This window comes from Paenibacillus phocaeensis, assembly GCF_900021165.1.
GTDB classification, from domain to species: domain Bacteria; phylum Bacillota; class Bacilli; order Paenibacillales; family Paenibacillaceae; genus Fontibacillus; species Fontibacillus phocaensis.
Map to the genome: position 1 here is coordinate 1 of NZ_FCOQ01000015.1, position 13,124 is coordinate 13,124.

Annotated in this window: 8 protein-coding genes, 11 tRNA genes and 1 other annotated feature; all 19 genes read left to right on the forward strand. The window is 53.6% G+C overall.

All coding sequences use genetic code 11. The annotated features are described in order from the left end of the window. Window positions 1-2 precede the first annotated feature (2 nt). Window positions 3-2,926: a sequence feature (most likely nonfunctional fraction of RNA operon), on the forward strand. The 19 genes from BN3795_RS25510 (at window position 891) to BN3795_RS09415 (ending at window position 13,108) form a co-directional block, all read left to right on the forward strand. Then, window positions 891-966 (forward strand) — tRNA-Ala (locus BN3795_RS25510). Its footprint overlaps the feature before it by 76 nt. After that, window positions 1,225-1,301: transfer RNA gene (locus BN3795_RS25515), tRNA-Ile, on the forward strand. Further along, window positions 1,348-1,423, forward strand: a tRNA-Ala gene (locus BN3795_RS25520). Before the next feature lie 115 nt (window positions 2,927-3,041). Further along, window positions 3,042-3,133, forward strand: a tRNA-Ser gene (locus BN3795_RS09340). Window positions 3,134-3,154: 21 nt separating this feature from the next. Beyond that, a tRNA-Met gene (locus BN3795_RS09345) sits at window positions 3,155-3,231 on the forward strand. 9 nt (window positions 3,232-3,240) lie between these two features. Further along, window positions 3,241-3,316 (forward strand) — tRNA-Val (locus BN3795_RS09350). A 34-nt stretch (window positions 3,317-3,350) separates the two neighbouring features. Next, a tRNA-Thr gene (locus tag BN3795_RS09355) sits at window positions 3,351-3,426 on the forward strand. A gap of 13 nt (window positions 3,427-3,439) precedes the next feature. Beyond that, window positions 3,440-3,516 (forward strand) — tRNA-Asp (locus BN3795_RS09360). An 83-nt stretch (window positions 3,517-3,599) separates the two neighbouring features. Further along, window positions 3,600-3,672, forward strand: a tRNA-Phe gene (locus BN3795_RS09365). A gap of 50 nt (window positions 3,673-3,722) precedes the next feature. Continuing rightward, a tRNA-Tyr gene (locus tag BN3795_RS09370) sits at window positions 3,723-3,808 on the forward strand. 8 nt (window positions 3,809-3,816) lie between these two features. Further along, a tRNA-Lys gene (locus BN3795_RS09375) sits at window positions 3,817-3,889 on the forward strand. A gap of 127 nt (window positions 3,890-4,016) precedes the next feature. Next, a complete protein-coding gene (locus tag BN3795_RS09380; protein WP_068784481.1) occupies window positions 4,017-5,117 on the forward strand; it encodes a PucR family transcriptional regulator in 1,101 nt (366 codons plus the stop codon). Between the two features lie 129 nt (window positions 5,118-5,246). After that, window positions 5,247-6,368 (forward strand): ABC transporter ATP-binding protein, encoded by a 1,122-nt coding sequence (locus tag BN3795_RS09385; RefSeq protein WP_068784439.1) that lies wholly within the window; start codon window positions 5,247-5,249, stop codon window positions 6,366-6,368. A gap of 258 nt (window positions 6,369-6,626) precedes the next feature. Then, window positions 6,627-7,568, forward strand: coding sequence for an HPr(Ser) kinase/phosphatase (hprK, locus tag BN3795_RS09390; protein ID WP_068784440.1), 942 nt, complete (start codon window positions 6,627-6,629; stop codon window positions 7,566-7,568). 11 nt (window positions 7,569-7,579) lie between these two features. Continuing rightward, window positions 7,580-8,638 (forward strand): prolipoprotein diacylglyceryl transferase, encoded by a 1,059-nt coding sequence (lgt, locus tag BN3795_RS09395; protein WP_068784441.1) that lies wholly within the window; start codon window positions 7,580-7,582, stop codon window positions 8,636-8,638. Window positions 8,639-8,644: 6 nt separating this feature from the next. After that, window positions 8,645-9,298: a pyrophosphatase PpaX gene (gene ppaX / locus BN3795_RS09400; protein WP_068784442.1), complete on the forward strand. Its 654-nt coding sequence runs from the start codon at window positions 8,645-8,647 to the stop codon at window positions 9,296-9,298. Then, on the forward strand, window positions 9,295-9,840 hold the full coding sequence (locus tag BN3795_RS09405) for an acyltransferase (protein ID WP_068784443.1): 546 nt from the start codon (window positions 9,295-9,297) through the stop codon (window positions 9,838-9,840). The genes ppaX and BN3795_RS09405 overlap by 4 nt, the downstream gene beginning before the upstream one ends. A 604-nt stretch (window positions 9,841-10,444) precedes the next feature. Further along, window positions 10,445-11,662 carry an acyltransferase gene (locus BN3795_RS09410; RefSeq protein ID WP_068784444.1) on the forward strand — a complete coding sequence of 406 codons (1,218 nt, stop codon included), beginning with the start codon at window positions 10,445-10,447 and terminating at the stop codon, window positions 11,660-11,662. 246 nt (window positions 11,663-11,908) lie between these two features. Then, window positions 11,909-13,108 carry an ATP phosphoribosyltransferase regulatory subunit gene (locus BN3795_RS09415; protein ID WP_068784482.1) on the forward strand — a complete coding sequence of 400 codons (1,200 nt, stop codon included), beginning with the start codon at window positions 11,909-11,911 and terminating at the stop codon, window positions 13,106-13,108. The last annotated feature ends 16 nt before the right edge of the window (window positions 13,109-13,124 follow it).

Consider the following 13,124-nt stretch of genomic DNA (forward strand, 5'->3'; position numbering starts at 1 on the left):
TTGGTTAAGCTACTAAGAGCACACGGAGGATGCCTAGGCGCTAGGAGCCGAAGAAGGACGTGGCGAACAACGAAACTGCCTCGGGGAGCTGTAAGCAAGCATCGATCCGGGGGTGTCCGAATGGGGAAACCCGGCTAGGGTAATACCTAGTCACTCGTATCTGAATTCATAGGATGCGAAGAGGCAGACCAGGGGAACTGAAACATCTAAGTACCCTGAGGAAGAGAAAACAAAAGTGATTCCGTCAGTAGCGGCGAGCGAACGCGGATTAGCCTAAACCGAAGAGCTTGCTCTTCGGGGTTGTGGGACGTCTCACACGGAGTTACAAAGGTTCAGATTAGACGAAGAGGTCTGGAAAGGCCCGCCAGAGAAGGTAAAAGCCCTGTAATCGAAAGTGTGAACCCTCCGAGACGGATCCCGAGTAGTGCGGGGCACGTGAAACCCCGTATGAATCTGCCAGGACCATCTGGTAAGGCTAAATACTCCCTAGTGACCGATAGTGAAGCAGTACCGTGAGGGAAAGGTGAAAAGCACCCCGGAAGGGGAGTGAAAAAGAACCTGAAACCGTGTGCTTACAAGAAGTCAGAGCCCTCTATATGGGTGATGGCGTGCCTTTTGTAGAATGAACCGGCGAGTTACGTTTGCAAGCAAGGTTAAGCCGAGAAGGTGGAGCCGCAGCGAAAGCGAGTCTGAATAGGGCGACTAAGTTTGTAGGCGTAGACCCGAAACCGGGTGATCTACCCCTGTCCAGGGTGAAGGTGCGGTAACACGCACTGGAGGCCCGAACCCACGTACGTTGAAAAGTGCGGGGATGAGGTGGGGGTAGCGGAGAAATTCCAATCGAACTCGGAGATAGCTGGTTCTCCNGCGCCTTGTGTTAGGGTGAATTTGGGGCCATAGCTCAGCTGGGAGAGCGCCTGCCTTGCAAGCAGGAGGTCAGGAGTTCGATCCTCCTTGGCTCCACCATAAGATTTATCAATTGATCCTTGAAAACTGGATAAANTAGCTAACTCAGGTTAGCGAAGTTACTCACTCGTTGGTCAGTTTTGAGAGTTCAAACTCTCATGCGTTTGGTGATGATGGCGGAGGGGTTCCACTCGTTCCCATCCCGAACACGACCGTTAAGCCCTCCAGCGCCGATGGTACTTGGACCGAAGGGTCCTGGGAGAGTAGGACGTCGCCAAGCGCAGCCCATTTTTGGGTTCACAAAATCATATCTGTTATGGGCCCTTAGCTCAGCTGGTTAGAGCGCACCCCTGATAAGGGTGAGGTCGGTGGTTCGAGTCCACTAGGGCCCACCATATTTCCCATAACGTTTGGCATCACGCCTTGTGTTAGGGTGAATTTGGGGCCATAGCTCAGCTGGGAGAGCGCCTGCCTTGCAAGCAGGAGGTCAGGAGTTCGATCCTCCTTGGCTCCACCATAAGATTTATCAATTGATCCTTGAAAACTGGNCTATGAGCGATGGGGTGACGCAGCAGGGTAGTGACGCGGGGCGATGGAATGCCCCGTCCAAGCAGTGAGGCTGGTGTGTAGGCAAATCCGCACATCGTAAGGCTGGGCTGTGATGGGGAGGGAAAATTTACAGTACCGAAGGTCATGATCTCACACTGCCAAGAAAAGCCTCTAGCCAGGAGAAGGTGCCCGTACCGCAAACCGACACAGGTAGGCGAGAAGAGAATTCTAAGGCGCGCGGAAGAACTCTCGTTAAGGAACTCGGCAAAATGACCCCGTAACTTCGGGAGAAGGGGTGCCCCGGTAGAGTGAATAGCTCGAGGGGGCCGCAGTGAAAAGGCCCAAGCGACTGTTTAGCAAAAACACAGGTCTGTGCGAAGCCGCAAGGCGAAGTATACGGGCTGACGCCTGCCCGGTGCTGGAAGGTTAAGGGGAGTGGTTAGGGGTTTACCCCGAAGCTATGAACCGAAGCCCCAGTAAACGGCGGCCGTAACTATAACGGTCCTAAGGTAGCGAAATTCCTTGTCAGGTAAATTCTGACCCGCACGAATGGCGTAACGACTTGGGCGCTGTCTCAACGAGAGATCCGGTGAAATTTTAATACCTGTGAAGATGCAGGTTACCCGCGACAAGACGGAAAGACCCCATGGAGCTTTACTGCAGCTTGATATTGGACTTTGATACGATTTGTACAGGATAGGTGGGAGCCTAGGAAGCCGGAGCGCCAGCTTCGGTGGAGGCGCCGTTGGGATACCACCCTGATCGTATCGGAGTTCTAACCTGGTACCGTGATCCGGTATGGGGACAGTGTCAGGTGGGCAGTTTGACTGGGGCGGTCGCCTCCTAAAGAGTAACGGAGGCGCCCCAAGGTTCCCTCAGAATGGTTGGAAATCATTCGAAGAGTGCAAAGGCAAAAGGGAGCTTGACTGCGAGACTGACAAGTCGAGCAGGGACGAAAGTCGGGCTTAGTGATCCGGTGGTACCGCATGGAAGGGCCATCGCTCAACGGATAAAAGCTACCCTGGGGATAACAGGCTTATCTCCCCCAAGAGTCCACATCGACGGGGAGGTTTGGCACCTCGATGTCGGCTCATCGCATCCTGGGGCTGAAGTAGGTCCCAAGGGTTGGGCTGTTCGCCCATTAAAGCGGTACGCGAGCTGGGTTCAGAACGTCGTGAGACAGTTCGGTCCCTATCTGTCGTGGGCGTAGGAAATTTGAGAGGAGCTGTCCTTAGTACGAGAGGACCGGGATGGACGCACCGCTGGTGCACCAGTTGTTCCGCCAGGAGCACAGCTGGGTAGCTAAGTGCGGACGGGATAAGCGCTGAAAGCATCTAAGCGTGAAGCCCCCCTCAAGATGAGATTTCCCAGTATGTAAGACCCCTTGAAGACGACGAGGTTGATAGGCCTGAGGTGGAAGTGCAGCAATGTATGGAGCTGACAGGTACTAATCGGTCGAGGGCTTATCCAAAAAACTCCAAAAAGTGGCGTCAGGCTGAACAAGCCGATCCGAGCACTTGCGGAGACTAACACGCAAATTCGTTTCGTATCCAGTTTTCAAGGATTAAACCTTGAATTTATGGCTTGGAGAGATACCCAAGTGGCTATAAGGGGACCCTCTGCTAAGGGGTTAGACTGCGTAAGCGGTGCGAGGGTTCGAATCCCTCTCTCTCCGCCATTTGTACAAGCTTAATATTGTGGCGGCGTAGCTCAGCTGGCTAGAGCGTACGGTTCATACCCGTGAGGTCGGGGGTTCGATCCCCTCCGCCGCTACCATAACATCTCGGAGGCTTAGCTCAGCTGGGAGAGCATCTGCCTTACAAGCAGAGGGTCGGGGGTTCGATCCCCTCAGCCTCCACCATCATCGACACCTTGCAAATAAATATTTACACCGTGCCGGTGTAGCTCAACTGGTAGAGCAACTGACTTGTAATCAGTAGGTTGGGGGTTCAAGTCCTCTCGCCGGCACCATTTATACCAATGCGGAGCCGTGGTGTAGAGGCCTAACATGCCTGCCTGTCACGCAGGAGACCGCGGGTTCGAATCCCGTCGGCTCCGCCATTTATTTAAATATTTCCACCGTAAAGTGGGAAAGTGACTAACTTCACCGCTTTATTTTTTTGGAAATTTACCGAAAACCCTGCGGCTCGGTAGCTCAGTCGGTAGAGCAGAGGACTGAAAATCCTCGTGTCGGCGGTTCGATTCCGTCCCGAGCCACTTTTATGCTCCTACATTATTTTCGAAGAATGCGGGAAGCATAATCATATGGAGGCTTAGCGAAGTGGCCAAACGCAGCAGACTGTAAATCTGTTCTCTGACGAGTTCGGTGGTTCGAATCCATCAGCCTCCACCAGTTTTTACGAGCCATTAGCTCAGTTGGTAGAGCACCTGACTTTTAATCAGGGTGTCGAAGGTTCGAGTCCTTCATGGCTCATGTCAAAAGCCGTTGACCTTAGGGTTAACGGTTTTTTTGCATTTGGAGCGGGATTTACGTTTGCTCTGGCGGGTATGATAAAATGATTTTAATCAACACTAAAATGCATGGAGAGAAAGGCAACGTTATGGAGATCAAATGGCTGAAACAACAAGTGGAGAGCGTCATCGGCGCGCCACTCTCGGAGAGCGTCTGGGAAGAACAGGCCTGGAACAAAGCCATACCGGAATCGGATGACCGGGAAGCCGGTCCTTACCGCATCGACCAGCGGTGGGTGTGGCTCGTGGAGCGTGTGCCGGGAAGCGTACGCGTCCTGGAGACGGAGAACCCCGAAGTGACGAAGGCGGAGGCACAGTTGATTCAATTGCTCCTCTCCGCAGCTCGCGTGCCCTCGCAACCTCTCCCCAGTTTGAAACGGGAGGATGAGATGCGCAGCATCCAGCTTGGGGAATGGCTGCAGGAGCGCCTGGAGCTGGGGGAACTGAACCAGCCGTTGCCTGAGCATTTTTCCATGAAGTCGAAGCTGAAGGGACAAATGCTGCCGTTCTTGCTGACCTGGGATAGTTCGGGACAGGGTCAGGTCATTTCCTTTTCCAAGCTGAACAAGCTCCTAAAGAGTTATTTCGGCGGCGAAGTGAGTTTGATTCCGCTCAAAGACGATTGGCTGATTCTGCTGGGTGAAGAGCTGTTTATGAACTTGCGCGAAGAGAGCGAGGAGGAGGCGGAAACCGAACGTGACCTGCTGGGCGCACTTTGCCAAGGGCTATACGAGCTCGTAACCAATGAATGGGTGGGGAGCTTTCATCTGACGGTAGGGGGCGCGCTAATCGGGGAAGCGGAATTGGCATCCGCAACGTTGTTCTTGCGTCAGACGCTGATCCTTGGCCGTAAATTTAATGTGACCGATCCGATCCACCTGCCTTGGGAACTGAAGCTGGAGCGGCTGGTGTACAGCATACCGGAGGAGCAGCGCCGCCAATTTGCCCTGGAGCTGGGAGATCGCGCAGGTTTGCTGCAGGATGAGGAGACGCGGTCGACGTTGGAGACGTTTTTTGCGTTGGACTGTAATGTTAGCGAAACGGCAAAACGGCTCTATATTCACCGAAATACGTTATTATACCGGATCGATAAGTTCAAACAGGAGACCGGACTGGATGTCAGAACGTTTAATGACGCCGTTTTGGTCAAGCTGGAGCTGTTATTGTATAAAGTGACGAAAAGCCCTTAAGTTTTTTGTGCAGTTTGTGGATGGATGGTTGGACTCCTATCGACTAATATATAAATATAAAATGTATCCGATTTCATAAAGTGTCATAGAACCCTTAACACTAAATTTATTTAATGGGAGGCCAAACACATGGCAGGCGTACGTTTAGAACACATTTTCAAAAAATACCCAGGTGCTGCTAAAGCAACCGTAGAAGACATCAACCTTGATATTGCGGACAAAGAATTCCTCGTGCTGGTAGGTCCATCCGGTTGCGGTAAATCCACGACTCTTCGGATGATCGCCGGTTTGGAGGAAATTACAGAAGGTAAATTGTACATCGGCGATCGCGTCGTGAACGACGTTGCTCCGAAAGACCGCGACATCGCGATGGTGTTCCAATCCTACGCGTTGTATCCGCATATGAACGTATATCAAAACATGGCATTTGGTCTGAAACTGCGCAAAGTGAAGAAAGACGAAATCGACCAACGCGTACGCGAAGCTGCTAAGATCCTCGACATCGAGCATTTGCTGGATCGTAAACCGAAAGCTCTCTCCGGTGGTCAACGTCAACGGGTTGCCTTGGGCCGCGCAATCGTCCGCGATCCTCAAGTGTTCCTGATGGACGAACCGCTTTCCAACTTGGATGCTAAACTGCGCGGTCAAATGCGCGCGGAAATCACGAAGCTGGTGAAACGTCTGGAAACGACTTGCATCTACGTAACCCATGACCAGATCGAGGCAATGACGATGGGTGACCGGATCGTAGTTATGCATGACGGCATCATTCAACAAGCGGCTTCGCCAGAAGAGCTGTACAACCAACCAGGCAACATCTTCGTAGCTGGCTTTATCGGTTCTCCTACGATGAACTTCGTCAACGGTACTTTGGCTGAAGAAGCCGGTACGGTTCGTTTCAAAGCAACGAACATGGACGTTGTTGTGCCTCAAGGCAAAGCAACGGTTCTGAAAGAAAAAGGTTACATCGGCAAAGAAGTGATCATGGGTATTCGTCCTGAGGACATTCATGAAGAGCCTGTCTTCCTGGAAGCTTCGCCGCAAACGGCTTTCACCGCGAACGTGTACCTGACGGAAAACCTGGGTCACGAAATGCAATTGTACCTGAACGGTGCAGGCGGCGACGGCTTGATCGCTCGTGTAGACGGCCGTTCCAACACACGTGAAGGCGACAATGTGAAACTGGCGATCGATATGAACAAAATTCATATCTTCGACAAAGAAACAGAACGCAACGTGTTCTTTAGCTAATCCGTTAGCGATAAATGAAGAGACCGCCCTTCGGGGCGGTTTTTTTGCTGAATGGGGGAAAGCTCGGTTCCGAGGAAGGGCCACGGGGTTGCTCTAGGGACGATGATTGATTTACGTGACAATTTCCTTTACGATGAATACATTGAGTGATCCAGTAACAAGAGGAATGAATGCCGTCTAGGCAGCTTATATTGGAGCCGGAGCTCATGGAGGACGGGCTGTTCCGTCTAAGATGCCGGCAGGGAAAGGAAGAGCACCATGGTGAAAAAAGTGAAAGTATCCGAGTTGGTCAACCAGTTCGGACTCGAGGTGGTTTCCGGAGAGCAGGGGTTGAAACGTGCGATCACGGTGGATGATCTGTATCGTCCGGGCCTCGAGATGGCTGGTTATTTTGAATACCACCCACCGGAGCGCGTTCAGATTCTGGGGAAAACAGAGCTGGCCTTCTTCGAGATGCTACCCGAGAAAGAGCGCAGGGATCGGATGGAACGGCTCTGCAGCAGCGAGGAGACGCCCTGCATTATCGTCACCCGGTCTTGGAAGGTTCCGGAGGAATTGATTGAGATCAGCTCAGAGAAGCAGATCCCGGTGCTTCGCAGCAGCATGGCGACAACGATTCTATCGAGCCGGATCACCAGTTTCCTGGAGCGGAAGCTGGCGCCAACGGCAACCATTCACGGGGTTCTCGTCGATGTATACGGGGTAGGGATGCTGATTACCGGCAGCAGCGGCATCGGGAAGAGCGAGACCGCACTGGAGCTGGTCAAGCGCGGACACCGTCTGATTGCGGATGATGCCGTGGAGATCCGGCAAACGTCGGACAATCAATTACACGGTTCGGCCCCTGAACTGATCCGGCACCTGCTGGAGATTCGCGGCGTCGGGATCATCAACGTGATGACGTTGTTTGGCGCCGGGGCGATTCGGAATAACAAGCGCATTACGCTGGTCGTGAGACTGGAAGCCTGGCAGCAGGAGAAGCAGTACGACCGGTTGGGACTGGATGAAGAAACGACGCGAATCATCGATACCGATGTGCCGCTGGCAACGATCCCGGTACGCCCGGGACGGAACTTGGCCGTTATTATCGAAGTGGCTGCAATGAACTTCCGTTTGAAGCGCATGGGATACAACGCTGCTCTGCAGTTTACGACAAAACTGACCGAAACCATTGCGGAAGATATCGACGATTTGGATTAGGAGCGTGAACGATGGGCACTTTGTTATTGGACCCGATTGCATTTTCTATCGGGAGCTTGAAGGTACACTGGTACGGGCTGATTCTGGGAAGCGGTGCATTGGTTGGCCTTCTGTTGGCTGTTTGGGAAGGGAAGCGGTTCCGCATTCCCCAGGAATTTTTTATGGACTTGCTGCTGCTCGGGGTACCGTCGGCGATTATCGCTGCGCGGATTTACTACGTCGCCTTTATGTGGGACGATTACAAGAACAACTTCTGGGACGTCTTCAAAATCTGGAATGGCGGGATCGCTATCTATGGGGCGCTGATCGGCGCGATCATTTGCGCGGTCATCTTTGTGCGGCGTCGGGGCTATAACTTCTGGCGGATTGCTGATATCTGCGCCCCTTCCCTCATTATCGGGCAAATGATCGGACGTTGGGGGAACTTCGTGAATCAGGAAGCTTATGGAGGTCCAACGACGGAGAGTTTCCTTCGCGAGAACCTGCACCTGCCATCGTTTATTGTAAATCAAATGAATATACAAGGGACATTCCATCATCCGACGTTTCTGTATGAATCGTTATGGAACCTGCTGGGCTTGATTCTGCTTCTCGTCTTGCGCAGACAGAAATTTTTGCGCTCCGGTGAATTGTTTGCCTCGTATTTCATTTGGTATTCGATCGGACGGTTCTTCATCGAAGCGCTGCGGACGGACAGCTTGGCATTCCAAGGAGCTTCCTGGCTTGCGTCGTTTGTGAATGGGCTGTGGGCTCCAATGACCTGGTTTGGCTTCGAACAGGGATATTTGGCACCGTCTTACGGCAACATCCGTATTTCTCAGTTGCTTGCAATCGGGCTGGTCATCGCCTCTATTGTTTTCATCATTGTACGCCGCCGGACCGTGCGTGATTTGCCCTACTATAGGGACCCTATTACGTCTACGAAGGTCGCCGCTGTAGAAGGATTGCCTGGAGCGGCTGGGACTGCTGAACCGGTGAAGGCGGAGCCGGACAAGGCAGCAGAACTGCCCGTGGAGGAGAGAGCGGAAGCAACGGAAGCACCCGAGGTACCGGAAGAGAAGAAGGAGTAGCGACACATGATAGACACCGTGTTATTTGATCTGGATGGAACGATCATTAATACCAATGAATTGATCATTACAACCTTTCTGCATGTCATCGAGAAAAATGGCCTCAAACCGCACACTCGGGAAGAGATCATCCCGCACATGGGGATGACGCTGGAGCATCAGTTGCAGATCTTCTCGGGAAGGCAGGAGGTTGCGGATTTAGTGGCGGATTACCGGAGATATAACCGGGAGCGCCATGATGAGCTGATCCGTGAGTTCCCGCACGTGAAGGAAGTCATTTCGAAGCTGCATGAGCAGGGGATCACGATGGGCATCGTGACGACGAAGATTAAGGAAACGACCTTGCTTGCCTTGAACCACTTCGGGTTGAATCCGTATATGAAAGCCATCGTAACGGTAGAGGACGTAAAGCATCCGAAGCCGCATCCCGAGCCGATTCTGACGGCGCTGCGCGAGCTGAACGCCGATCCGGCGCGAACGCTGATGGTGGGCGACAGTGCTGCCGATCTGCAATGTGCCAAAGCTGCGGGCGTACAGGCTGCGGGAGTGGCGTGGTCGCTGAAAGGCGAAGCGATGCTGCGCAAGTATAATCCGGATTACATCCTTCAGGATATGACCGATCTCTATGGGATCCTGGACATGGAGCCGGTGAGACCGTGAGACAGGTCAAGCGGTATCCGGTTGAAGGGCCGAACGCGCTCTGGCAGCTGTACCGGACGGTTAGTCCGTGGAAGGGCGTCCGCAATTTTATCTTCATCCAGATCGCCCGATACTGCCCCATTTTATCTGTGAAGAATGCGATCTATCGCCGAGTTCTTGGGATGAAGGTGGGGAAGCATACCGCGTTTGGGCTGATGGTGATGGTGGATGTGTTTTTTCCGGAGCTCATTACGGTCGGCCGAAATTCGGTCATCGGATACAACACGACGATCCTCGCCCATGAATATTTGATCAAGGAATACCGATTGGGCGAGGTGCGGATCGGCGACGAGGTGATGATCGGGGCGAACAGCACGATTCTCCCGGGGGTGACCATCGGGGACGGTGCGGTTGTCGCCGCTGGATCCGTGGTACATAAGGATGTCGCACCCGGCGCATTTGTCGGCGGCAACCCGCTGCGGGAGCTGGAGCGGAAGAGTTCCGAGAATGCGAATGCGGGGATGTCGTCGCAAGGAGTTCCAAACGACAGTGGTACGAAGTAAGGTGCCCCTCCCCTAGGTTAGCAATCAGGTTAGGGGTACCCGAACACACTTCCGAATGCGCTAACGCTGATCAGGAACGCTATTGCAGCAAATTGGACGCTGTAGAAATTTTAACGACGATGAGCAACGCTATTTCGTGGAAAATGCCTGATTTCGGCAGCAACAAGGAACAATAAGCATTGTAGTAAGCGTTAGAATTGCCGAACCGGGATTTTGGCGGGTATAAGCTCTGTGGCAAGCGTTAGCGGGGGAGCTGTGGTTGCCTGGGGCGAGGAACGGCGAGGACATCATGGTCTGGAAACCAGTTGGAAGCCACGAACCACAGCATAATGAAAAAGCGGTCTCGAACCCGGCATCTCGCCGATCGGGACCGCTTTTTCCGCGTTACTGGAGCGGGATCTTGATTTCTTGGGGTTTGAGTCCGAGGATCCTTCCCAATGTGTAATGCAGCGAACAGGGATTACCGGCGAAGCAGGCCAAACGGTTTTACGATGGACCAACTTCTGGTATAGTGAAAAGAGCACTCGGGAGAAACTTTTGCCATAAACAGGCGTCTAGTCCATAAATAAGGCTATCTTCTTAATTATGAATAGGGGTTGGTTGAGTGAGCAAGGTGGTCAAGGAACGTCTGCCGCAGCTGGACATTTTTCGGGCGCTAGCGATCTTCAGCGTGATCCAGGTGCATGCCTCATCGTTCGCAGCGGCGGAACAAGCGCTGAATTCACCGGTCTACTACTTTTATAATTGGCTGAATATTTTTTTCAAAATCGGAACCCCGTCGTTCATCTTTCTAAGCAGCTTCGTGCTCTTCTACAATTATTACGATCAGCCGATCAGCCGCAAGCTGGTCCGCAAGTTCTATAAGAAACGCCTGACCTATATCATTTTGCCATACCTGCTGGTCTCCTGCTGCTATTTCATGCTGCTGGCGATTTATCGCCACGATTTCATCAACAATTCCAAGATGTATGAGTTGAAGTCGTTGGGACTAGCGCTCCTGAACGGTACGGCGTACACCCACCTCTATTTCGTATTCATCAGCATTCAATTCTACCTGTTATTCCCGCTGTTTTTGTGGTTGTTTCAGTCCTTTCGGAATCACCGCGCGCTGCTTGCTTTAATCCTGCCCTGTGGTCTTGCCCTGCAGTGGGGCTTCGTGTTCTGGAATAAATACGAGCTGCAGCTGACGAATAAAGCCAGCTATGCGATTACCTATATGGGGTACTACATGCTGGGGGCGGTACTGGCGATCGGGTTTGGCAAAATCAAGGTCTGGCTCAACACGGAATGGAAAGCGCTGTCTAAGGATCAGAAGGGATGGACAGCCGCTCTCTGGGGCGGGTGGCTGCTGGTGGCTTTCCTTCATGTTCAGTTGTGGTACGCCTATCGTCAGGGGCTCGCGTCGCCCAACTCCCTGTGGTTTGAACTGCTGTGGAACGTCCACTCCTTGTTCTCCGCGTTGGTGCTGCTGAAGGCCGCGTTTTATATTCAGAGAAAAGGCTCGGCCTTTTGGATTCGGACGCTGACCCGGGTCGGCGAGCTCTCCTTCGGGATTTATTTGTTTCATCCTTTCGTGCTGTTCATGTACCGGCTGCTCTGGAGCGAGGACCGGTTGCCCGGCGCTTCGATCGGCTATCTGATCTATATCGGGATTGGCTCTCTGGGGGCCTTGTTTCTCTCGTGGGGATTCGTGCAGTTCTCCTTCCGGCGGCTGCCGTTTGCTGCGTGGTTCCTCGGGAACGTCCCGGCTTCTTTACGCAAAAATAAACCGACCCGACCGCGGGAGAGCGGACAAAGCCCATCGGTTGGCGCGAATCTGTAACTCTGCATTCCAAGCCGGTCTGGCGTAATAGGCCGGCTTTGCTGCGTTTGGGGGGCCGCAAGGGTTTTAGCCCTCTCTTGGGGAATAATAAGAGGATGGATTTAGAGCCGGTCAACGGGGAAGAAGCGATTGACGGTCCAAAAGTAAATATGATAAAATTGGGCTACTCTTTAATTTGGTAGCATATTAGCACTTTAATATAGTAAAGAAATTGTGGCAAGCAAGAAGAACGGTGAGGTGAAACACTTGTCGAAACCAAAAGGCTTTGAAAAACCGGCGGGAGTCCGCGATTATCTGCCTTTTGCCGTGGATAAGCTGCGGGCGATCGAACGGCGCGTGCTGGACTGCATGGCTGGCTGGGGCTACCGGCAGATCATGACGCCCACGATGGAATACTACGACACGGTTGGCGTAGCCAGCTCGACGTCGGATCAGAAGCTGTTTAAATTGCTGAATAACCGGGGCACCACCATGGTGCTTCGTTCCGATATGACGGCACCGATCGCCCGGGTCGTCGCTTCTCTGCTGAAGGAGGAGCCGCTGCCGCTTCGTTTATCCTATCACGCCAACGTATTTCGGGCGATTGAGGAAGAGGCGGGACGGGAGGCGGAATTCTTCCAAACCGGGGTTGAACTGGTGGGGGATGATTCCCCGGATGCCGATGCTGAAGTGATCGCTTTGGCTGTCGCCTCGCTGCAAGCGGCGGGAGTAAAATCGTTCAAGATCGCCGTCGGACATGTCGGCTTCCTGAATGGGTTGTTGGAAGAGGCCGTTCCGGGCGGCGAAGATATTCAGGAGGCGCTCAAGGACGGGCTGCTGCATCGTGATTATGTCGGTTACCGCGAGACGTTGGCCGGATTGTCCCTGTCGCCGCAGCAGCGCGACGAGCTGGAAGGGATCCTGCGATTGCGCGGCGGGAGAGAAGTCTGCGGCCAAGCGCTGGAGCTGAGCGGGAATCCGCTCGCCCAAGCGTCCATTCACCATCTCTGCCAGGTGTGGGATGCGCTGGAGGACTTCGGCGTTGCCGAGCACGTGATGATCGACCTGACGATGATCGGGGATTTCTCCTACTATACGGGCATGACGTTTGAAGGGTATGCGGCCGAGTTGGGCTTCCCGGTGTGCAGCGGCGGGCGGTACGACAACCTGCTCCAGCAGTTCGGACGCCCTGCGCCGGCCACAGGGTTCTCGCTGAAGACGAACCGGATTCTGGACGGAGTCGGCGGACTTGCAGCCGAGCCGGAGCTTCCGGTTATGCTGCAGTACGATGCTCCCAACCGGAAGCGGGCTTTTGCCGAAGCGGAGCGGCTGCGCGGAGAAGGCTGCAGCGTGCTGATGCGCCGGGCGGAAGGGCCGGAGGCTCTGCTTAGTGCGCCGGAGGCAGGGCGCAAAGCGGGACCGCTGGGGCCGTCATACGGAGACATCCTGACGTTCGTCAGCTTTTGAATCAAGGCATGCTGCT